This is a genomic window from Pseudoalteromonas sp. APC 3893 (genome assembly GCF_030408095.1).
In the GTDB taxonomy this organism is placed as follows: domain Bacteria; phylum Pseudomonadota; class Gammaproteobacteria; order Enterobacterales; family Alteromonadaceae; genus Pseudoalteromonas.
Map to the genome: position 1 here is coordinate 58,085 of NZ_JASDCD010000002.1, position 21,582 is coordinate 79,666.

The following is a 21,582-nucleotide window of genomic DNA, read 5'->3' on the forward strand; positions in this document are numbered from 1 at the left end:
TGGTCGGTACAATGATACTTAACGATCTGCGACGGTGCTTGCAAAGTTCAGTAATTCACGGCGTAGCCATTGGTGCGGGCTGGCATGATGTAGCAGTGGGCTCCACAACATCTTTATTTCAATCGGGACCACTTGAAATGGCACTGGGCTGATAACTAAATCTGTATGTTTAGCAAGGAGCATGGCTTGTCGACGAGGCAAAGTGGCGATAAGTTTTGCCGATTGGCAAAGTAAGCTTGCCACCATATAGTGGCGGGTGGACACCCGGATATGTCGTGTTTGCTCTAATTGCCACAGAGCCTCATCAACCCAGCCTAGCTTTTGACTGCCTGACTTATTCGTAACGGCGGCTTCAGCCCCCCAACCGGCTCTATTAACCCATATGTGCTGCGCAGCTAAGTAGCTTTGTAGATCAGGTTTATTTAAATAACGATTATTAGGGTGCATTAAGCAGCAATAATTATCGCGCCATACACTGGCTTGATGAAATGAGCGAGGCATGCCATTAAAGCGATTGATTGCTAAATCAATAGTGCCTTTTTCCATATCTTGAAGGTTTACGTCACTGGGACTGAGCACATCAAAATTAAGGCCAGGGTGTTTTTCGAGTTGTTCAGTAATGAAGGGCGCAACTAAGGTAGACTCTAAATAATCGTTAGCCATTATCCTAAAAGTGACTTGGGCATCGGTTGGGTCAAATAAATCACTGGGTTGTGTTATCGCTTCAGCCATTTTGAGAAGCGCTTCTATTTCAGGCTTGAGGCTCAATGCTTTTGCTGTTGGCGTCATATTACCGGCAGCGCGAACGAGGAGTGGATCATCAAATAAATCACGTAAGCGTTTTAGTGCATTACTCATGGCAGGCTGTGTTAACGCAAGTTTATTTGCAGCTTTTGAGACATTTTGCTCGTCAATGAGTACATTGAGATACACTAGTAAGTTGAGATCGACATTTCTTATATTCATCTGATCAATCTTATTCATTCGCTTTATTAATTATCTAAATTAAAGCCTGCTTGCTATGCTCTGTAAACAGCTAAAATAAAATAGTCGTCATAAGTGATAAAAATATGCCAAATCTACAGCCTGCATCATCTTACAATTGTGCGCTTGAACACGTTATTGCAACTAAACTAGCACGAGCAGTATTCGCAGGCTTTGAAGCCATGTTTGCAGAATTTTTAAATATCACCTTGGGCGCACAAAGCCGTTTTGAACAAAGGCAATGGCATGATATACAAGCAGCTATGCGAGCACGTTTACAAGTATACGAGCGCCAAGTTGCCAATGTTAGCGATACGGTAAAACTCATTGCTTACAATGAATATGATGATGCAGCAATCTGGCAACAAGCAAAAAATGTCTATGCTGCGATGGTGTCGAATCATGAAAACCAACCTATCGCCCATACGTTTTTTAATTCAACATTTGGTGCGATATGGCACGATAAAAAAATTCGCACAGTCCACTTATTTGTTTTAAAGGCAAAATATCGTACAGCTCCTCGGCCATTTGATAGTTTAGTGAAGCGAATATCATTACAATTTGGTTTCTCTGAGGCAGTAAAGCAGCTTATTTTAGCGCAAGCATTTCGGGTCAAGTTTAGTAATTTTGAGCATGATGTTACCCAGTTACAGCATACTTTAACAATGGGGGCGAAACACCAGTGCCGCCAAGTATATGAACTTATAAACTTAAATAATGGTTATATAGAATATGCCAATTCATTGTTTTTTAGAAATAAAGCATGTTATTTGATAGGCCGGTGCATTGCTAAAAATGGCGACAACATGCCCTTTGCGATTGCCATATTAAATACCGAGGATGGTTTAAAGTTAGATGCGGTGATGATGGGGGCAGATCAACTCAGTTTACTATTTGGCTTTGCTCGTACTTATTTTATGGTAGATACCGACCAACCAGCACGCTATGTAGATTACCTATCAGTGCTATTGCCACATAAACAGCGGTTTGAGCTGTTTAATGCGATTGGATTTATTAAACATGCAAAAACTGAGTTTTATCGTTACAAGGTAGACACCACTAAAAACAGTCCAAAATCAGATAAGTATATCAGCGCCCCAGGTACCCCTGGTATGGTTATGTTAGTGTTTACCACCCCTGGTTCTGAATACGTTTATAAAGTAATTAAAGATAAATTTAACGCACCCAAAACCGCGACAAAAACCCAAGTTATGGCTAAGTATGATTTTGTAAAGCAAGCTGATAGGGTGGGCCGGCTGGTTGATACACATGAGTTTAGGTATTTAGCGTTTGACTTATCTCGCTTTAGTGATGAACTCCTAAGCCATATGCAACAAATGATTGGTAGCAGTATGGCCATCTCTGAAAAAGCACTTATTTTAAAGCATGTGTATGTTGAGCGTAAAATGACACCGCTTAATTTATACCTGAATCAATGCGATGGCACAGAACTAACCAAAGTGATGATTGACTATGGTAAGGCTATCAAAGATTTAGCTGGGGCAAATATATTTCCAGGCGATATGTTAATGAAAAACTTTGGCGTTACCCGCTGGGGTCGTGTGGTATTTTATGATTATGATGAAATTTGTCCATTAACTGAGTGCAATTTCAGAGATATTCCAAAAAGTGACAGCCAACATGATGAGTTAAGTGCGCACAGTTATTTTGATATTGCAGATAACGATGTGTTTCCGAGTCAATTTAACATTTTTTTTAGCGCTAACGACACGGCATTTACTGTATTTAAGCAACATCATAGCGATATTTTTTCAGCGTCGTTTTGGCAACAATGCCAAGCAAATATAACCGCAGGGCACATATACGACGTTTACCCGTATAAAACTAGTTGGCGGTTTAAGAGTATCGACCCTAACCAGAAGTATGATAGGGATTAATTTCAGTAAAAGGTACAATTTGCAAAAACTTTTAAAGGAAAAATTATGAAAGCCTATTTACTAACAGGGTTACTACTTGTCGCGGGGCAAACATTTGCAAACCCACTGTTGGGGAGTTGGGAGTTTGTAGAGGGAAAATATGCGGTTGATGATGGCTATGTAACAGCCAAAGCCCCGCAGTTAACCTCAGTAAAATTAATAACAAAAACACACTTCAACTACATAACACAAAAAAGCGGCAAGTTTCATTATGCTGGCGGCGGTAAATACATAATTAAAAATCAACAATTCATAGAAACATTTGGTTATGGTAATATTTCTTCATTATTGGGTAAAACAATGGCTTTTGATTACAAAATTGAAGGTGATTTGTGGCATCATTCGCTCACTGAAAATGGTAAGTTAGTAGAAGCTGAAATATGGCGAAAGTTAGACTAAAGACCACACTGAGGAGCCTATGAAATTTATTGCACACGAAAATAAAACATTATCACTGAGTGAAACAACAAAACCAAACTTACAAGCAGATGAAGTACTTATAAAGGTTGCAGCTATAGGAGTTAACCGTGCCGATTGTATGCAACGACAAGGTAAATACCCTGCACCAAAAGGCGATAGCCCTATTTTAGGGCTTGAATGTGCTGGCACTGTGGTTGAGCTTGGCGCTGATGTAGAAAAAAGTTGGCTCAATCAGCGCGTTTTTACATTGTGTGCCGGTGGTGCGTATAGTGAATATGTGGCAGTGGATGCTGCACAAATAATGGCTTTACCAGATAGTATATTGATGGAGCAAGGCGCAAGCATAAGCGAAGTGTATTTAACTGCATATGGTGCACTCTTTGGGTTAGGTAACTTACAACAGGGGCAAACCGCGCTTATTCATGCTGGGGCCAGTGGGGTAGGCGGGGCTGCAATTCAAATGGCGAAACGCGTGGGAGCGACTGTTGTTATTACCGCAGGGAGCGACGAAAAGTGCCAACACGCCAAAGAGCTGGGTGCAGATCATGCCATTAATTATAAAACAGATGACTTTGTTGAATATATGCAAACCCATACATTAACAGCCAATGTCATTGTTGATCCGGTATCTGGCCGATACTTAAATAAGAATGCAGCAATCGCGGCAATGGATTGTCAAATTATTATGCTGGCGTTTTTAGATAGTCGATTTGCTGAGGTTGATTTTGCTCGACTATTACAAAAACGTATTTCGTTTCATGCCTCTACTTTACGTAACCGCAGCAAAGCATTTAAACGCCAATTACGCGATGAGTTCGTTAACCAATTTTATGATGATATTGCTAACCAACATTTTGATTTTAATATTTATAAAACTATGCCATGGCAACAAGCAAATGAAGCCCATGCAATTTTAGAGCGCAATGAAAATGCCGGTAAAGTCGTGTTACAGGTTAAATAAGTAATATCTATTTAAAACTAATTATTTGCCCATATAATTAGTGCAATTAAAAGTAATGTAAGGTAAGAATATGAACCCAATTATAGCAACATTAAAAGAACATGATGTGAGTGATGAAAAAGTTCACGAGCTTTTTCAAGCATTTACGCAAAACCCAATGATGGCAATGGGGTTAGTACAACAATTAGGTATTCCACCAGAGAAACTACAAGCGTTAATGGGTCTTGTTATGACCCAGCCACAGCTAATCAAAGAAGCTGCTGCATCATTAGGTATTTCTGATGGCGAACTTGAAAAAGCCAAAGAGCAATATCAAAATCAGTAATAACTAGTTTTTAAGCTGTTTGACTAATCAAATAACTAATAGAGCATTGCTTTGGTACTGCTCTTTTTTATGTATTTATTTTTTAGAGATATTAATGCGATTGTTTTTGTCCCGTATGGCTGCAACGAGCCAGTGCCCACCACGCAAACCCGTGAGTAAAATCATGTGGTCGTTGTTAGGCTCTTTTTTAGGTATTTACTTAGTAGCCTTAATTGGTAAAACGTTGCAATTTGATCCCTTAACTAACTTATTTTTAATTGGCTCATTAGGCGCAACAGCAGTCCTCATATATGGAGCGCCACTAGCAGAATTTTCACAGCCGAGAAACCTTGTAGGTGGGCATGTTTTAAGTGCTTTGATAGGCGTTACAGTGGCTAAGTTTTTAACTGCTGATTTAATGCTAGCGAGTGCTATTGCAGTGTCACTTTCAATCGCCGTTATGCACTTAACACGAACTTTACATCCTCCGGGTGGTGCAACAGCATTGATTGCAGTTATCGGTGGTGAAGGAATTAATCAACTTGGTTATTATTATGTGATTAGCCCCGTTTTATTTGGCGCGTTGATTATGTTATTGGTGGGTTTACTTGTTAATAACTTATCGCGTAACCCTAAGCGGCATTACCCTGTGTATTGGTGGTAATGCACAAAGGTTTAAGATGGTAGCAGGCTACCATCTTATGACTTACTTACTTTTCTAAGCCTGTTTTGCTATACAAAGATACTTTATCTGAGACTAAGGTGATCTCGATGTTTTTTGTTTCATCTCCCCACGTACAATTAGTATGGAGGGTTTTTTCAACGCAGTCATCAGCACTTCCTAGAATTGCTTCAACCTCAGTTTTATCCATCCCTATTGAGATTTTTTCGTAGTTTTCTAAACTTACTTTTGAGCAAGCAGCAAGTGATAAAGTAGCCGCAATAATTAAAAGCTTTTTCATAGGTAGTGTCCTTTTTAGTGTTTAAATTTTCTTATTTGTACAATCATGCCCATTTTGGGGTGGTCAAAATAATGAACTTCACCACTTATTACGCGTTTAAATTGTGAAAAACGGGCGCTTTGGATTTCTCCGTTAACACGCTTTTCACTGATATCAATATTTGCATTAATATAAAGGTAGTGGCGTAGATAAATATTAAAAAAACCGTCTAATTCCCATTTTTCAGAAGCTTGTTGCATTGCTGGCTCAAATGATTGGCTTGGATTAACTAAGCTTATAAAGTTAGCGTTATTAGCGAGGCTAGTATTTGTAATTGGCGGTGTGGTTAGGTGTTGCCCACCAAATAGTTTGATACTTTGTGAACGCGATTTACTTGCTCCTTCAAATCGCCAACCAGTGTGCAGTAAAGGTTTTAAACCTTTACGCACCAACTCGCGTTGTTGGCTTTTAAATTGTAGCTGCTCAGGGTTTAACAAATAGGTGCTGACCATGTCATCTCTGGTTTCTGCTTCTGGGCTCAGCGGCAAAGAGTCATAGCTAGCAATGTAATCAATAGTATCATCACATAAACTTGAACGGCTGGCGCCAATTACAGTATCAGTTAGCGAAGTTGAACTAAATCGGCTGTCTCCAGCAATACATTCTTGTTTAGCTTGTTGAGCATACAAAGGTGTTAGTAAGTCAATTTTGTTGCTTGCCTTAATAGGCTCTTTTTTAAGGCTAAAATCTTCTTGTAAATAAGGAGCAGGGCGCTGTTTGAATATAAGCACTTCTACTTCAAACCATCGCTCTGCGAATGCTGCGCTGCTAAATACACAACACAAAATTAATAATGATTTTTTTAACAACATTAATGGCTAACCTTTTTAGAGAAATCTGCAATCATTGCAGTGACCATCTTTAAGCGTTCACGGGCATTAGCCTCGCTGATCGCAAAGCGCAGTTTATTTGCGCCATCCATTTTGTACACATGGGGTGCACTTTGTATCAAACCAATGATGAAGCTTGGGTTAACCTTTGTATTTTGGCTAAACTCAAAATAACCACCTTTTGGATTTGCTTCAATCTTTTTAATACCTAATTCACTGGCTTTTAGCTTAAGTTGCTGCAAACTAAATAGGTTTTTAGTTGCATCGGGCAGTAAACCAAAGCGGTCAATTAGTTCAACTTGAAGTTCATCCATATCATCTACAGTAGCACAGCTTGCAATACGTTTGTAAATACCCAAGCGGGCGTTTACATCATGAATATAGTCATCAGGTAGTAATGCGGCGAGTTTTAAATCGACCTCGCTTTGTTGTTGTAATAAATTATCAAGGGTTGGCTCTTTACCTTCGCGCAGTGATTGTACGGCTTGTTCGAGCATTTCCATGTATAAATTAAAGCCAATGGTTTGCATTTGCCCTGATTGGTCATCACCGAGTAATTCACCCGCGCCACGAATTTCTAAATCATGTGTCGCTAATGCAAAGCCAGCACCTAAATCCTCAAGTGATTCGATAGCCTCTAAGCGTTTTACCGCATCTTTAGATAATGACTTAGGGTGACCAGTTAATAAATAAGCGTATGCTTGATGATGGCTACGACCTACACGGCCACGTAGCTGATGCAGTTGGGCAAGGCCTAACTTATCGGCTCGGTCCATGATGATGGTATTGGCGGTTGGAATATCTATACCGGTTTCAATAATGGTGGTACACACTAAGACATTGTATTTTTGATGATAAAATTCACTCATTAACTGTTCGAGTTCACGCTCGCGCATTTGTCCATGCGCTGAAGCAACACTCGCTTCAGGCACCCACTCACTAATCTCTTGAGCCACGCGGTCAATGGTTTCTACATTGTTGTGCAAAAAGTATACTTGGCCACCACGCTTGATTTCACGTAATACAGCTTCGCGAATAAGCTCTGCATCGCGCTGGCGAACAAAGGTTTTTACTGCCAAACGCTTAGCTGGTGGAGTGGCGATAATTGATAAGTCACGCATGCCACTCATTGCCATATTTAATGTACGTGGAATTGGTGTTGCGGTAAGTGTTAAAATATCGACATCGGCGCGTAATGATTTGATCTTTTCTTTTTGACGCACACCAAAGCGGTGTTCTTCATCAACAATAAGTAGGCCTAAATCTCTAAAATTAATATCTTGCTGTATTAACTTGTGCGTGCCAATGACAATATCGAGTTTACCTTCGGCCATTTTTTCAAGGGTGTCTTTTTGCTCTTTAGGTGAGTTAAAGCGTGAGAGCACACCAACTTCAATAGGAAAATCAGCAAACCGGTCTTTAAAGTTTTCAAAATGTTGTTGGGCAAGTAGGGTAGTGGGGACTAATACGGCCACTTGTTTATTGTCGCTAACAGCAATAAATGCGGCGCGCATAGCAACTTCTGTTTTACCAAAGCCAACATCACCACAAACCAGTCTATCCATGGCATGTTTACTTTGCATATCACCAAGCACAGCTTCAATGGCATTGCGTTGATCATCGGTTTCTTCAAATGGGAAGCCATCACTAAATATGCGGTATGCACTGCCATCGAGGGAGAAAGCATTACCGGGTTTTGCTTGGCGCTGAGCATAAATATCAAGCAGCTCTGCGGCGACGTCACGTACTTTTTCAGCCGCGCGTTTTTTGGCTTTCTCCCAAGCGTCAGAGCCGAGCTTATGCAACGGCGCCGTGGCTTCTTCACCACCAGAGTATCGGCTTAACATGTGCAGTGCCGATACAGGGACGTAAAGTTTAGCTTCACCGGCATAGGTTATGGTGACAAACTCAGTGACGAGTCCAGCAGCATCAATAGTTTGTAGTCCTTGATAACGGCCAACACCGTGATCTAAATGCACAATGGGTTGACCAACTTTAAGCTCAGCTAAGTTGCGGATCAGCGCATCTTGGCTTGCTTCGTATTTATGCTTTCGACGACGGCGCTGAGATACTTTAATTCCCAGTAATTCTTGTTCGGTAATAATACTAAGCGCGGGCTTTGCACTTAATAGTACACTTTGCTCAAGGGGGCTGACGATTAAACCTACATCGCTATTGCTAGTGGTAAAGTCATCAAACGAGTCAAACTCTTTGAGTTTTAAGCCACTGGGTTTGAGTAATGCAAGTAAAGACTCACGACGTCCGTCAGATTCTACCGAGATCAGCACGCGGCCTTTTTGTTTCTTTTGCGCCGCTATATATTCAATAAAAGCTTGATACGGTTCATGTTGCTTGTGATCAATTCGTACAGCAGGGAGATCGCTTGTGGCTAAGTTTTTATTCCCTGCTTTGGTCGGTAATTTTGCTTGGCTTAAGCGTATGCGGGCAAAGTTACCTAAGTTTGAAAACAGCTCATTGAGTGGCTGATAAAGCTCAGTTGGCTCAAGTAAAGGTCTTAACGGGTCTACGCGACGGTTTTCATAGCGAACATTTACATCATGCCAAAATTGATCGGCTGCATGCTCTAAATCACCATATTGCATCACTGTTGTAGTATCTGGTAGATATTCAAATATGGTTGCAAGCTGCTCAAAAAACAGCGGCATATAATACTCAATACCCGCAGGCCAGTTTCCTTTAGTGACTTGCATGTAGACGGAATCTTGCTCTGAGCTGGCGCCAAACTTTTCGCGGTAGTTTATTCTAAAACGCTCAATGTCAGTTTCATTGGTCGGAAACTCATGGGCAGGGAGTAGTTCTATTTTATCTACTTTTTCGTCAGAACGTTGAGTTTCAACATCGAATAGGCGAATTGAGTCGAGCTCGTCATCGAAAAAATCTAACCTAAATGGGTGCGGGCTCCCCATAGGGTATAAATCAACTATGGAGCCACGAATAGCGTATTCACCATGCTCCATAACCTGTTGAACATGTAAATAACCCGCTTGCTCAAGATTACTCCGTAAGCTGTGTGTGTCGAGATTATCGCCTACTTTAAAGTTTAGCGTAGAGCCATAAATAAACGAGGCAGGGGCAGTGCGCAGCATTAAGGTAGATACAGGAACAATTAATACACTTTGTTGTTCTTTTTTCAGTGTATTAAGAGTCGCCAAACGTGACGAAATAATATCTTGGTGTGGCGAAAAGTGATCATACGGCAGGGTTTCCCAATCAGGAAACACCATCACCGGGTGATCAGGTAATAAATAATCAAGTTCCGTCTCTAAACGCAGCGCACTGGGTGTATCTGGGGTAACAATCAGCACTAAGCCACTTTGTTGTTTTACCCCTTGTGCAATAGCGATACTGAGACCGCTACCGGTGAGTTGCCCCCATTGAATTTTATCTTTTTGAGATTTTACCCAAGGCAAGGCTGCCCATTGCGCAAACGCCATTTATTACTCCTTAAATGCGCCTCAACTGAGGCGCTAATTTATTCTAATCGCGGTAAATTTTAGTGAGGTCTTGATAGTGATCAATTCGACGATCACGTAAGTAAGGCCATATACGTCTTACGTTCTCTGAGCGTTTTTGATCAAGTTCTACCACTAAAATTTGCTCGTCAGTATTATTTGCTTCGCTGAGCATTTCACCCTGAGGGCCTGCAATAAATGAATTGCCCCAAAATTGAATACCGTCACTTTGCTCGCTTGGATCACTTTCATGACCTACGCGGTTGGCACTGATAACGGGCACGCCATTGGCAACAGCATGGGCACGTTGCGAAATAACCCATGCATCTTTTTGTCGTGTCTTTTCGCCGTCATCGTCACGTGGGTCCCAACCAATCGCGGTTGGGTAAATTAATAACTCAGCACCCGCCATCGCCATCAAGCGTGCAGCTTCAGGAAACCATTGATCCCAGCACACTAATACACCTAATTTACCTACTGAGGTTTGAATCGGCTCAAAGCCTAAATCGCCTGGGGTAAAGTAAAATTTTTCATAAAACCCAGGATCATCAGGAATATGCATTTTGCGATATTTACCCGCAATCGTGCCGTCTTTTTCTAGCACAATAGCGGTATTGTGATAAAGACCTGTGGCACGTTTTTCAAATAATGAGGCCACTATGACAATGTTTAACTCATTTGCTAATGCACCCAATGCGTCACTACTTGGCCCAGGGATAGTTTCTGCTAAATCAAACACATCAACGTCTTCGGTTTGGCAAAAGTAAAGGCTGCGGTGCAGCTCTTGGAGCACCACAAGTTGAGCACCTTGGCTTGCAGCATCACGTATGGCGGCAATTGATTTTGCCATGTTTTGCTCGGCGTTATCACTATTGCTTTGCTGCACTAAGGCAACTGTTAATTTATTTGACGAAGTCATTATGCTGCTCCAACTAAAAATCCGCGAGGTAATTGCATCGTGATGCAATGTAAGCTGCCAAATTGATGAATAATAGGCAAACAGTTTATAGCAATAATGGTGTGCTCTGGGTAAGCACGTTGAACTTGCGCAAGTGCCTGTTCATCGTTTTCATCATTATAGGTAGGCACTAATACGGCATCATTGATAATTAAATAGTTTGCATAGGTCGCAGGTAGTCTATCACCATCGCTGTTATACACAGCTTTTGGCCATGGTAAATCAATCAAGGTATAAGGGTGACCTGATGGTGTTTGAAAACCTTGTAATTGTGTTTGCATTTTATCGAGCGCGTTAAAATGCTCATCCGTTGTATCATCACACTTTACATAAACTAGGGTGTTGTTCGGTGCAAAGCGTACAAGGGTATCAATATGGCTGTCAGTATCATCACCGGCTAAATAACCATGATCAACCCATAAAAATGAACTGACACCTAATTGCTGTTGTAACTGTGCTTCAATTTGCTCAGCGCTAAGTGTTGGGTTACGGTTTGGATTGAGTAAACATTCGCTGGTGGTAAGCAGTACACCGTGCTCGTTTATTTCAACCCCGCCGCCTTCTAATACTAAATCAATTTTTTGGTATTGATTTGCAGGTGCTGCCAACTGTTTAACAAGTATGTTGTTAATTTGATTATCAAGGGTGCTTTCAAACTTGTTACCCCAGCCATTGAAGGTGTAATCAAGAATAGCTAATTGGTTCGCATCCTGTTGGTTTGCACAGGTCAAAGGGCCATGATCGCGCGCCCAGGTATCATTACAAGGGGTGATCACAAAGTGCACCCGAGCAAGGTCAATCTCATTGCTGGTTAATAATTGGCTTATGTGTGTTTTTAATGCAGTGTTATGTGCAACAATAACAACCAATTGATGCTGGCATATATGCTTACAAAGGGTAATATAAACAGGCTCTACAGCACTGAGGTTATCTCGCCAATCAGTATCTTGATGTGGCCAAGTAAGCATAACAGCATCTTGCTCAGCCCATTCAGGTAAAAGTCTAAAGTTCATGAATTTAATAAACAAATAAAGGTGTGCCTAGTTTAGCATTTCAAACAGATATGTCAGCTTTTTATAGCTCAGTAGGTTGCTCATTTTCAGGTTTGTGTAATTGTTGCTGTTGGCGCTTTTTTAGTTGCCTTGTTTGTGCGTGCAAACTGGCTCTTACGACTAGCTCTTGATCAGAATCGCGGATAGCAGTAAATAAAAGTGTGTATTGCTTTTGTCCATCATCAAGTTTATCTATAGCAATTACTTCGGTATAACAATAAACCGCTGACGCTTCATGTTGCAAAAATAGTTTAGTACGAAATGCTTGGCCTATTGTATATTGCTCGCTGGTGGTAAATTTAACCCCACCGCCGCCATAGCTATCGCAGTACATGGCATTATCTTGTGGCTGTTCAGACGCGAGGATATGGCTCATTATGAGGTCAATTTTACGCGATTGGGCTTGTAAAAATACAGCCAGTTCTTGGGCCACATCACCTAAATTACGCAATGGTCTTAATGAGCTTTGCTCAAGCTCGCTTACTTCATTAGCTAGTTTAAATAGTGGGGGAATATCAGCTTCTAATTGAGCAGGGCTTTGTGGCACGCTGTGCTTGTCAACAGCAAATAAATTGACTCGGTTACTTTCTGCTATTTGAAAATACTGCTCAAACTCAGCTATTTTTTCACTACTCATTAGTTTGCTCCACAACGCGCGTTTACTAATAGTAGCGCTGACAAGCTTAAATTGCTAGTGATGTAACTGTTATAAAAAAGGGCAAACCTATGTTTGCCCTTAATTTTTTAAAGGTTAATGGTTATAAATTACCTTCAGTGGTATCTACGTTTTCGCGTTTATGATGCGCGGCTATTTCATCCGCCAGTTCATTACGGGAGCGTTTTTCACTGAGTTTACGATCTGTCAGCCAGTAGAAAAACAAAGGAACAAAGAATACTGCTAAGAAGGTTGCAGCCATCATACCACCCATAACACCCGTACCAACGCTATGACGTGCACCTGCACCCGCACCTGAGCTCAGCACTAATGGCACAACACCTAATATAAACGCCAGTGATGTCATTATGATAGGCCTAAATCTAAGACGCGCTGCTTCAAGTGCTGCCGCACTTGCACTCCAACCTTGCTGGTGTTTCATTAAGGCATATTCAACTATCAAAATGGCATTTTTACTGGCAAGACCAAGTAAAGTAACCAAACCAATTTGGAAATACACATCGTTAGTCATGCCTACCAACCAAATGGACACTAGCGCGCCAAAGGTACCAAAAGGCAGAGCCAGCATTACTGATAATGGCAGTGACCAACGCTCATAAAGCGCAGCAAGAATTAAGAACACCATGATCACAGCAAGACCAAGCGCAATACCGGTTGTGCCCGAGCTGCGTTTTTCTTGGTAGGCAGAGCCAGTCCAATCGTAAGTCATGTCTGGTGGAAGTACGGCTTTTGCAATACGCTCCACTTCGGAAATAGCTTGCCCTGAGCTGTAACCTGGTGCTGCATTACCCAATAACTTAACCGCTGAAAGGTTGTTATAACGGTTTAGGCTTTCAGGACCACGACTAAATTCTATATTAGTAAACGCAGACATGGGCACCATAGTGCCTTGGCTATTTTTAACATAAATACGGCCGATGTCGTCGGGTTTCATTCTAAACTCAGCTTCAGCAGACATAAGTACTTGCCATGCTCGTCCAAATTTATTGAAGTCATTAACGTAGTAAGTGCCTAGCGTACCGGCAAGAGCAGTGAAAGCATCGTCAATTTCAATACCCATGGCACGGGCTTGTTCACGATCAACATCCACTTTTAACTGTGGCGCATTAGGGCGCCAAAGTGTCTGTAAGCCACTTAGAACTGGGCTTTTCTGCGCTTCTGCCATCATTAATCCCATGGCTTGTTGCAGTTTCTCGGGGCCACCAGCGCCTTTGTTTTGAATATAAAACTCAAAACCACCGGTGTTTCCTAAACCAAAAATAGCGGGTGGGTTAAAAGCCAGTACCAGTGCTTCGTTTATATGAGCGGTTTTCATAAATAGCTCATTAACCAAGCTTTTAGTATCTATTTCACGTTCATCCCAGTGTTTTTGCGTAACAAATAAGGTTGCCGCACTATTTTTATAGCCACCACCAATAAAATCAAAACCGGTAAATGCGACAACATTTTCATTTGCAGGGTTTGATTGCACCGCTGCAACGACTTGCTTAACCACTTCTTCAGTGCGCTCAAGGGAAGAACCGTCGGGTAAGAAGATAGCCGAAATGTAATAGCCTTGATCTTCATCTGGCACGAGGGAGCTAGGGGTGTTTTTCCAAAGCCCAATAGTGATAGAGACCATACCTATCATTAATAGCAAACCCAGTGCACCGCGACGAACCATAAAGCCAACAGTACCAACGTATTTACTGGTTATTTGCGTAAAGACTCGATTAAACCATAAAAAGAAGCGTGCGGTTTGTTTGTGCTCTTGTTTCAAAATAAGTACACACAAAGCAGGAGTCATTGTTAGTGCAACAACACCAGATAAACTCACTGCAATTGAAATGGTGATTGCAAATTGGCGGAACAGTTCACCTGTGAGACCACCTAAAAATGCAATGGGCACAAATACAGAGCAAAGCACCAATACAATGGCGACAACAGGCCCAGATACCTCTTTCATTGCTTTAATGGCTGCTTCATGAGCACTTACATGCTCTTCGTGCATAATTCGTTCAACGTTTTCGAGCACAACTATCGCATCATCAACAACAATACCAATTGATAACACCATACCAAATAATGTCAGCGAGTTGATTGAGTAGCCCAGCATGTACATGCCAGCAAAGGTGCCAAGTAATGACACGGGTACTGCTAATGTAGGAATAAGCGTTGCACGCCAGTTTTGTAAAAATAGATACACCACCAAAAACACTAAGATCATGGCTTCGATGAGGGTGATGACCACTTCTCGAATAGATACTTCAACAAAGCGTGTGGTGTCGTATGAATTTAAATGAGCAAGTCCGGTTGGAAATTGCTGTTTAATCTCAGCAAGTACACCGTTTACTTCAGCAGCAACATCTAGCGCATTAGCACCCGGTTGTAAAAATATGCCTAATAAAACAGCTTCTTTGCCATTAATTGTACCACTAAAGTTATAATCTTTTGAGCCAAGCTCAACGCGAGCAATATCTTTTAAGCGTAAACTACTGCCGTCAATATTTGAACGGATAATAATTTCTTCAAATTGTTCAGGCTCCGATAAGCGCCCTTGGGCCGTAACACTGTAGACAAGCTCTTGCGCTGATTGTGAGGTTGGCGTTGCACCAATAGAGCCCGCAGCATATTGCGAGTTTTGGCTACGAATTGCGCCAGCGACTTCTTCAACGGTCACACCGAGTTGGCTCATCACATCTGGGCGTAACCAAATACGCATCGCGTAATCTTTCGCCCCAAATATTTGTACGCTGGTGGTACCTGGAATACGTTTTATGCGATCCAATATATTGAGGGTAACGTAATTTGACGTCCATAAACTATCTCGACTGCCATCGGGTGAGTAAAACGCGTGAACTTGTAAAAAGCTTGAAGACCCTTTTTGCACCACCACACCTTGACGGCGTGTTTCTTCTGGCAAACGGGCTTCAACTTGTTTAACACGATTATTAACGTTAACAGCTGCTTGGTCAATATCAGTGCCAATTTCAAAGGTTACTTCAATGGTGGTCGCGCCTGAGCTGGTTGAGGTTGATGCCATATACATCATGCCTTCAACACCTGTAATTGCATTTTCAATCGGTGCAGCGACAGTTTGTTCAAGTACTTGCGCTGACGCACCGGGGTAGGCTGCTGTAACCTGTACTACAGGAGGGGCAATTTCAGGATACTGTGCAACCGGCAAGCTGCGCATTGCGGCAAGGCCTGCCAGCACAATAACAATTGATATAACAAACGCAAATATGGGTCTGTCTATAAAATAACGAGAAAACATAAGACTCCCTGTGCTTATTCAGCGTTCGCACTGTTTGATGCATTATTTACCGCGACAGGCATGCCTGGGAAGAAAATCTTCGCCATGCCATCGATGATCACTTCGTCACCTTTATTAAGCCCTGACTTAATCAGCCAAAAGTTTTTATCGCCTTCGTTTTCTGGCTTTTGGATCCATTCACCTACTTCTACAGGTGCAGGGCGAGCAATTGTGCCACCTTGTTCATTTTTAGCGACAAGGTAAACAAATTTGCCTGTGCCATTATCAAGTACAGCACGCTGTGGAATAACAAAGGCATTTTTACGCACAGCGCCATTTAAACTAACACGCACAAATTGGCCAGGTCGTAGTTGAAAATCAGGGTTGGGAATAATAGCCTGTAATTCGCTGGTGCCGGTATTTGGGTTGATACGTACATCGGAAAAGTTTACCTCACCGGTTTGGCCATAAAGTGAACCATCTTGCAGTTTGAGAGAGGTTTTCCATTGACCATTTTTAGGTAGAGTGAGTGAGCCATTAGCCATATCTTGGCGCATTTGTAATTGTTCGCGCTCAGAAATACCAAAACGTAAGCGAACAGGGTCAAGTTGTGTGATTTGCGTAAGTAATAAATCAGGGCCAGAGACATAAGTGCCCTCTGAGACAAATTCACGGCCCATAACCCCAGCTACAGGCGCTTTGACTTGAGCGTATTCAAGATTAAGTTTTGCTTCGTTTAGCGCTACTTTAGCAGCCGCTAAATTGGTTTGTGCAATATCTTGTGTTGAGCTGGCATTATCGTAATCACGTTGTGAAACCGATTTATCTGCACGCAGCTTTGCCAACCTTTTAACATCGCGCTGTGCTTGGATAAGCGATGCATTTGCACCATCAAGCGCCGCTTGCGCACGCTCAACGGCCAATTGATAAGGTTCTAGGTTGATTGTAAATAAAGACTGATCTTTTTTTACTGTTTGGCCTTCATCAAAATTACGTGATTCTAATATACCTGTTACACGGGCTCTTACTTCAACTTCTTTAGAACCTGACAGTGTCGCAGGTAATTCAATAGTGAAAGGCGCATCTTCTGTTGTTGCTAAGATGGTCGATACTGACGCAGGATGCATAGCGGCTTGTTGTGCTTTAGGTGCTTCACTACATCCTTGAAGAAAGAGCGAGGCAGAGGTAAATAAAAATAATGACAATTTCGATAGTGCGAAAGGCTGACGCATGGTTACTCCACAGTTCCAATTGTATAAGTATAGGTTCAAAGCAAGTTAAGCTGGTTGAGTATGGTTTGTTGTGTGATTTATAACCATAGCGTTCAATTAATGATAGATATTCAGCTTAAGTAAACGCAAGTGTATACCTATTTTCTAAATGGGTATACACTTGCGTTTACTTTTTTCAATGTTAATGTGAAAAAGAAATTGATTAAAATAGGGGGCGATTTGGAATCAAGTAATAGTAAACAAAATGATGTGTTGTGTGCCGCGATTCAAGAATTTGCACAATACGGATTGCTCGGAACTACAATGGAAACAATTGCCAAGCAAGCCAATGTTTCAAAGCGCACCTTATATAAACATTACCCGAATAAAAATGCGCTATTTGACGACGTTGTTGCATTACTATTAGAACGCTTCTCACAATTACACAAATACCAGTATCAAGCTGATGTCAGTATTTACGCGCAATTGAAAGAATTAGCAAAGGTATGTTTGTCACTTGGCAATGATGAAAACTACGTAACCTTATCGCGTATTGTGATCATTGAGTCGATGCGTGATAAAGAACAAGCCGCACGATTAGAAGAAAAGTTTTTAGACTGCGAGAAGGGGTTACTTACGTGGTTTGAGCAAGCCCATAAAGCGGGTGTATTAAACGATGTGCCTGCGGATATCGCTGCTTCATTTTTTTACGGTGGATTAAAAAATATGGGCTATTGGGAGCAAGTTATAATGTGGAAGCCAGCTCTTGATGAACAACGCTTAGAGCAATTAATAGATTTGACTTCACGGTTTTTTGTTAGCGGTATTAAGTTAAGTTAAATAAAAAGAGGTTGAGCCTATCCTTAAGTTCAACCTCTGGGTATTGATTTATTTCAGTGTAATATAGTTATTTTAGTAGTTCGACTAACTCAGTTAAATTTTGCACATTAAAGTCTGGTTTTTGTGCAAGTGGGTATAATGCCTTACCAGGACGAGCAATAAATGCAGTTTGTAAGCCAGCTTCCTTCGCTCCAGCTACATCCCAACCATGAGCTGCGACCATTAAGGCATCTTCAGCTTTAACGTTTAATTGTTTAAGTGCCCATTCATAGGCTCGTAGGTCAGGTTTATATATTTTGATATCTTCAATACTGTATCTAGCTTCAAAGTAATCAGTTAAACCTGCACTTTCAAATTGAGCTTTTACGCCATTATTAGATGAGTTAGTTAAGCTGACCAATTTATAACCACTGTCTTTCAAAGCTTGCAAGCCTGCTTTAACGTCAGGGTGAGCAGGTAGGCTTAATAATGGTGTGACGATAGCTGTTTTAGCTTGTTCAGCATTAATTTTGATATCATTGTTTTGTGCCACCATTAATAATGATGCAACGCCAATTTTGCCAAAGTCTTGATAATCACCAATTGCAGTGCTTACTAAAGAATGGTGTAACATAGTCGAAAACCAAAGCGGAAGTAAATCTTCTCGTCCACCAAGCGCTTCACCAATCGATTCACGCATTGAATTTAGATCAAGTAAAGTTTCATTTACGTCAAAAATAATTACCTTAGGTTTAGGTTGAACAGATTCTGCTGCCATCGCATCCCCTCCAATTAATTGGCCCAACAGAACTAATGATAGACTTAGTTTTGTTAGCGATTTAAAAATAGTCATATATTTAATGCCTTTTAGTCACAGTTACAGAGGAGTAGTAATTAAAGATAATAACTTTCCAAACCCTCTAGTATAAAACTTTTGATCAGTATAATGTTTGGATTTTATAAATAAACTCTGTAAAACTAAAAGCTATATTCGAAAATATTAAATGTTATTGAGGAGTGTTTATGTATAGTGTGAGTGATCTCGAAACATTTATTGCAATAGTCGAAAACAAAGGCGTACTAGCAGCGGCAAGCGCACAAGGACTTTCAGCTGCGACCGTCAGCCACAGGTTAGCAAAACTAGAGCGTGAATTAGCGACAGTATTGGTTTTTAGGGATAGCCGACGAATTCGTTTATCGCCAGCAGGTAAAGTGTTTTATCACAAAGTGGCAACCATTCTAGAGGCATTGCATGATGCTGAATATTGTATTGGTGCACGAGGTTCGTCAGTGAGTGGCTTGTTGAGAGTAACCATGCCGCCATGGGTGTTTTCAAAGTTTGTAATGCCTAAACTAATCGCGTTTGAGCAGCAATACCCTGATTTGCAATTGGATTTTTCAATTTCTGATAATTTCGTCAATGTGGTCGATGATGCACAAGATATTGCAATTAGAGTCGGTAAGTTAAATGATTCGGCGCTACTGTCACGAAAAATAGTCAATAATCATCGTGTTTTATGTGTTGCGCCAAGTTATGTTGAAAAATACGGTATGCCTGCGTCTTTTGAGCAACTCCAAACACATTTTTGGGTATGCTTACCTTGGCAGCGGCAATTAAAGTTGAAAGATGACAAGGGAAAAATAGTTAATTTCAACGCCAAGACGCGCTTTACTATTTCAAACTCAGACAATATGACCCAAGCGGCTATTGCAGGGCACGGTATTGCAATTAAATCTAAGTTAGCTATTCAAAATGAGTTAGATAATGGAACATTGCTTGAGGTATTACCTGGCATTTTAGCGGATGGTGACGCACCAGTCTGGTTTTTAAAACCACAGAACAGCTTAACAACACGTAAAACAGAAGTATTTTATGAGTTTATGAAGTCATTATTTGTAAGCCAAAATAGCTTATCTTAGCTAGAGTAAACATGGTAACCCTAAAGTAACGATAATTTAACAATTTATCTTGTAATTAGCGCTAAAACTCGTAACCTTAGCGTAATAATAATATTATGGGGTGATAGGATGGCACAAAGTAAAGTACCAAGCGCATTTGTTGAGCTGTCGTCACAAATACGACGTTTTGTTTCCCGCATAGTATTACCAGATGACGTTGAAGACATTGTTCAAGAAACCTTCGTGAAAAGCTATGAAGCTGATTTAAAACAAGATATTAAATATACCCATAGCTACATGCTAAAAACCGCAAAAAACTTGGCGCTAAATCACATAGCTAAATGGGATAATAAGCATAACGATTCACTTGATACGGGTGATGATTATCAGCAGCATCTAAAATCGATGCAGCTCGAAGACGAAGTAACATCGAAAGAACGGTTTTTACTTTTCTGCCGCGCGACTGAACAGTTAAGCCAGCCTGTACGTAAGTGCTTTATTTTAAAAAAAGTCTATGGCATGAGCCAAAAAGAAATTGCACAGCAAATGAAGTTAAGCGAAAGTACGGTTGAGAAACACATAGCTAAAGGGCTGCTAAAATCGATGCAATATATGCAGCAACAAGAGCAAGTATCCACAGGCACCGAGCAAGTAAATGCGACTACCAGGAGGGTGGGTAAATGAGCAATATTCATCAATTTTCATCTAAAGACGTTATTCAGGCGCAAGCAAGCCGATGGATCAGCGCTATGGATCGCGGTTTAAATGACGACGAAAGAGCACAATTCCAGCAGTGGGTACAACAAAGTAAAGCACATCAAGATGCCGTATTTGATTTAGCGCAGCTGTGGGATGAGCTAAGTGTACTCAATGAGTTAAGTAGCTTATTCCCTAATAAACAAGTGCCTTCAAAAAATTCAATTTCAAATACTCGCTTTACATTAGCCGCAAGTATTTTTGCAGTGATGCTAATGGCGACATTTATGTTTGCAGGACACAACTATTACCCGAACTCAGTGCAAGATCAGGCCAAGTACAGCAAAATATACCGCACTAAAGTGGGAGAGCAGGCAACCTACGTATTACCAGATAGCACCATAGTGCAATTAAACACTAATAGCTTATTAGAAGTGGCTTATACCCAAGGACGCAGACAGCTCATTTTAAGTCGTGGTGAAGGGCGCTTCAATGTCGCTAAAGATGCATCACGGCCTTTTAGCGTCATGGCGGGTGACAAATCGTTCACTGCGTTGGGTACTGTGTTTAATGTTCAGCGTAACGACTCATCTGATTTAGAGCTGGTGGTTACTGAAGGGAAAGTGATGATCACTGATCCAAGTGTGGCGGTTAACGCGGATGATTTTGTTAGATTGCAACAGGCTAATAATGAGACTGAGCAAGTGAAGAAAATTAACGCCAGTATTGTTATCTCTGGAGAAAAAGCACTTATTAAAGAAAGCATTACAAAACCAATTAAACAATTATCTATGGATGATGTGCAGCGAGATTTAGCATGGCAGCATGGCATGTTAATTTTTAACGGCGAACCTTTGAGTGAAGCATTACAAGAAGTGAGTCGTTATACTGCTACACGATTTGAGTTAAAAGACCCTTCACTAGCGTCGCTGAAAGTCGCAGGGGTGTTCAAAGCCGGAGATATAATAGGTTTATTAGATAGCCTGCAAGCAAATTTAGCAATAGAGCATGAGCGATTAGGTGAGCATATTGTTAGCCTAACACAAGGCGATCATAGTTAAGTTGGTGAGTTAAACTCTGACTAAAAACATGAAAAGTAGCAATGCTGAAAACAAAAAGTAAAAAA

19 protein-coding genes are annotated in these 21,582 nt (G+C 41.1%); 9 read left to right on the top strand and 10 right to left on the bottom strand.

Annotation, left to right across the window (positions count from 1 at the left end; genetic code table 11):
* Positions 1–18: 18 nt before the first annotated feature.
* Positions 19–966, bottom strand: a complete 948-nt coding sequence (locus QMA12_RS04365) for a LysR family transcriptional regulator (RefSeq protein ID WP_290295254.1) — start codon at positions 964–966, stop codon at positions 19–21.
* A gap of 104 nt (positions 967–1,070) precedes the next feature.
* On the opposite strand from QMA12_RS04365, the gene aceK reads away from it, so the two are divergent.
* From aceK to QMA12_RS04390, 5 genes are all read left to right on the top strand, one after another.
* Positions 1,071–2,882 carry a bifunctional isocitrate dehydrogenase kinase/phosphatase gene (aceK, locus tag QMA12_RS04370; RefSeq protein ID WP_290208875.1) on the top strand — a complete coding sequence of 604 codons (1,812 nt, stop codon included), beginning with the start codon at positions 1,071–1,073 and terminating at the stop codon, positions 2,880–2,882.
* A 45-nt stretch (positions 2,883–2,927) separates the two neighbouring features.
* Positions 2,928–3,320 carry a hypothetical protein gene (locus tag QMA12_RS04375; RefSeq protein ID WP_087531845.1) on the top strand — a complete coding sequence of 131 codons (393 nt, stop codon included), beginning with the start codon at positions 2,928–2,930 and terminating at the stop codon, positions 3,318–3,320.
* Positions 3,321–3,339: 19 nt separating this feature from the next.
* The gene (locus QMA12_RS04380; RefSeq protein WP_087531846.1) at positions 3,340–4,302 is read left to right on the top strand and encodes a zinc-binding dehydrogenase; all 963 of its coding nucleotides are present in this window, start codon (positions 3,340–3,342) and stop codon (positions 4,300–4,302) included.
* 70 nt (positions 4,303–4,372) lie between these two features.
* A complete protein-coding gene (locus QMA12_RS04385) occupies positions 4,373–4,627 on the top strand; it encodes a DUF2999 family protein (protein ID WP_087531847.1) in 255 nt (84 codons plus the stop codon).
* A gap of 94 nt (positions 4,628–4,721) precedes the next feature.
* Positions 4,722–5,270: an HPP family protein gene (locus QMA12_RS04390; RefSeq protein ID WP_087531848.1), complete on the top strand. Its 549-nt coding sequence runs from the start codon at positions 4,722–4,724 to the stop codon at positions 5,268–5,270.
* A gap of 46 nt (positions 5,271–5,316) precedes the next feature.
* Here the strand turns inward: QMA12_RS04390 and QMA12_RS04395 are convergent, their stop codons facing one another.
* The 8 genes from QMA12_RS04395 to QMA12_RS04430 all read right to left on the bottom strand — a co-directional run bounded on the left by QMA12_RS04395 (position 5,317) and on the right by QMA12_RS04430 (position 17,063).
* Entirely contained in the window at positions 5,317–5,568 is a 252-nt protein-coding gene (locus tag QMA12_RS04395; RefSeq protein WP_087531849.1) for a DUF3862 domain-containing protein, read from the bottom strand.
* Between the two features lie 14 nt (positions 5,569–5,582).
* Positions 5,583–6,419, bottom strand: coding sequence for a peptidoglycan binding protein CsiV (locus tag QMA12_RS04400; protein ID WP_087531850.1), 837 nt, complete (start codon positions 6,417–6,419; stop codon positions 5,583–5,585).
* On the bottom strand, positions 6,419–9,892 hold the full coding sequence (gene mfd, locus QMA12_RS04405; RefSeq protein ID WP_290208876.1) for a transcription-repair coupling factor: 3,474 nt from the start codon (positions 9,890–9,892) through the stop codon (positions 6,419–6,421). The genes QMA12_RS04400 and mfd overlap by 1 nt, the downstream gene beginning before the upstream one ends.
* A gap of 43 nt (positions 9,893–9,935) precedes the next feature.
* Complete coding sequence (locus QMA12_RS04410) at positions 9,936–10,829, bottom strand: carbon-nitrogen hydrolase (RefSeq protein WP_087531852.1); 894 nt, start codon at positions 10,827–10,829, stop codon at positions 9,936–9,938.
* A complete protein-coding gene (locus QMA12_RS04415) occupies positions 10,829–11,881 on the bottom strand; it encodes an agmatine deiminase family protein (protein WP_087531853.1) in 1,053 nt (350 codons plus the stop codon). The genes QMA12_RS04410 and QMA12_RS04415 overlap by 1 nt, the downstream gene beginning before the upstream one ends.
* A 61-nt stretch (positions 11,882–11,942) precedes the next feature.
* On the bottom strand, positions 11,943–12,557 hold the full coding sequence (locus QMA12_RS04420; RefSeq protein WP_290208877.1) for a PilZ domain-containing protein: 615 nt from the start codon (positions 12,555–12,557) through the stop codon (positions 11,943–11,945).
* A gap of 121 nt (positions 12,558–12,678) precedes the next feature.
* Positions 12,679–15,852: a multidrug efflux RND transporter permease subunit gene (locus QMA12_RS04425; RefSeq protein WP_290208879.1), complete on the bottom strand. Its 3,174-nt coding sequence runs from the start codon at positions 15,850–15,852 to the stop codon at positions 12,679–12,681.
* 14 nt (positions 15,853–15,866) lie between these two features.
* The gene (locus tag QMA12_RS04430) at positions 15,867–17,063 is read right to left on the bottom strand and encodes an efflux RND transporter periplasmic adaptor subunit (RefSeq protein WP_290208880.1); all 1,197 of its coding nucleotides are present in this window, start codon (positions 17,061–17,063) and stop codon (positions 15,867–15,869) included.
* A 219-nt stretch (positions 17,064–17,282) separates the two neighbouring features.
* On the opposite strand from QMA12_RS04430, the gene QMA12_RS04435 reads away from it, so the two are divergent.
* The gene (locus QMA12_RS04435) at positions 17,283–17,882 is read left to right on the top strand and encodes a TetR/AcrR family transcriptional regulator (protein WP_290208881.1); all 600 of its coding nucleotides are present in this window, start codon (positions 17,283–17,285) and stop codon (positions 17,880–17,882) included.
* 67 nt (positions 17,883–17,949) lie between these two features.
* Here the strand turns inward: QMA12_RS04435 and QMA12_RS04440 are convergent, their stop codons facing one another.
* Positions 17,950–18,714 (bottom strand): haloacid dehalogenase type II, encoded by a 765-nt coding sequence (locus QMA12_RS04440; protein WP_087531858.1) that lies wholly within the window; start codon positions 18,712–18,714, stop codon positions 17,950–17,952.
* Positions 18,715–18,884: 170 nt separating this feature from the next.
* Here QMA12_RS04440 and QMA12_RS04445 point away from each other — a divergent pair, with 170 nt between their 5' ends.
* The 3 genes from QMA12_RS04445 (at position 18,885) to QMA12_RS04455 (ending at position 21,517) form a co-directional block, all read left to right on the top strand.
* Positions 18,885–19,781: a LysR family transcriptional regulator gene (locus QMA12_RS04445; RefSeq protein ID WP_290208882.1), complete on the top strand. Its 897-nt coding sequence runs from the start codon at positions 18,885–18,887 to the stop codon at positions 19,779–19,781.
* 108 nt (positions 19,782–19,889) lie between these two features.
* The gene (locus QMA12_RS04450) at positions 19,890–20,444 is read left to right on the top strand and encodes an RNA polymerase sigma factor (protein ID WP_087531860.1); all 555 of its coding nucleotides are present in this window, start codon (positions 19,890–19,892) and stop codon (positions 20,442–20,444) included.
* Positions 20,441–21,517 carry a FecR domain-containing protein gene (locus tag QMA12_RS04455; protein ID WP_087531861.1) on the top strand — a complete coding sequence of 359 codons (1,077 nt, stop codon included), beginning with the start codon at positions 20,441–20,443 and terminating at the stop codon, positions 21,515–21,517. The genes QMA12_RS04450 and QMA12_RS04455 overlap by 4 nt, the downstream gene beginning before the upstream one ends.
* Positions 21,518–21,582: the final 65 nt, after the last annotated feature.

Coding starts and splice junctions, on each gene's coding strand:
- QMA12_RS04400 (WP_087531850.1), bottom strand. CDS start 6,419: ATGTTGTTAAAAAAATCATTATTAATTTTGTGTTGTGTATTTAGCAGC.
- QMA12_RS04425 (WP_290208879.1), bottom strand. CDS start 15,852: ATGTTTTCTCGTTATTTTATAGACAGACCCATATTTGCGTTTGTTATA.
- QMA12_RS04415 (WP_087531853.1), bottom strand. CDS start 11,881: ATGAACTTTAGACTTTTACCTGAATGGGCTGAGCAAGATGCTGTTATG.
- QMA12_RS04390 (WP_087531848.1), top strand. CDS start 4,722: ATGCGATTGTTTTTGTCCCGTATGGCTGCAACGAGCCAGTGCCCACCA.
- QMA12_RS04455 (WP_087531861.1), top strand. CDS start 20,441: ATGAGCAATATTCATCAATTTTCATCTAAAGACGTTATTCAGGCGCAA.
- aceK (WP_290208875.1), top strand. CDS start 1,071: ATGCCAAATCTACAGCCTGCATCATCTTACAATTGTGCGCTTGAACAC.
- QMA12_RS04450 (WP_087531860.1), top strand. CDS start 19,890: ATGGCACAAAGTAAAGTACCAAGCGCATTTGTTGAGCTGTCGTCACAA.
- QMA12_RS04445 (WP_290208882.1), top strand. CDS start 18,885: ATGTATAGTGTGAGTGATCTCGAAACATTTATTGCAATAGTCGAAAAC.
- QMA12_RS04375 (WP_087531845.1), top strand. CDS start 2,928: ATGAAAGCCTATTTACTAACAGGGTTACTACTTGTCGCGGGGCAAACA.
- QMA12_RS04420 (WP_290208877.1), bottom strand. CDS start 12,557: ATGAGTAGTGAAAAAATAGCTGAGTTTGAGCAGTATTTTCAAATAGCA.
- QMA12_RS04440 (WP_087531858.1), bottom strand. CDS start 18,714: ATGACTATTTTTAAATCGCTAACAAAACTAAGTCTATCATTAGTTCTG.
- QMA12_RS04430 (WP_290208880.1), bottom strand. CDS start 17,063: ATGCGTCAGCCTTTCGCACTATCGAAATTGTCATTATTTTTATTTACC.
- QMA12_RS04380 (WP_087531846.1), top strand. CDS start 3,340: ATGAAATTTATTGCACACGAAAATAAAACATTATCACTGAGTGAAACA.
- QMA12_RS04395 (WP_087531849.1), bottom strand. CDS start 5,568: ATGAAAAAGCTTTTAATTATTGCGGCTACTTTATCACTTGCTGCTTGC.
- QMA12_RS04365 (WP_290295254.1), bottom strand. CDS start 966: ATGAATATAAGAAATGTCGATCTCAACTTACTAGTGTATCTCAATGTA.
- QMA12_RS04410 (WP_087531852.1), bottom strand. CDS start 10,829: ATGACTTCGTCAAATAAATTAACAGTTGCCTTAGTGCAGCAAAGCAAT.
- mfd (WP_290208876.1), bottom strand. CDS start 9,892: ATGGCGTTTGCGCAATGGGCAGCCTTGCCTTGGGTAAAATCTCAAAAA.
- QMA12_RS04385 (WP_087531847.1), top strand. CDS start 4,373: ATGAACCCAATTATAGCAACATTAAAAGAACATGATGTGAGTGATGAA.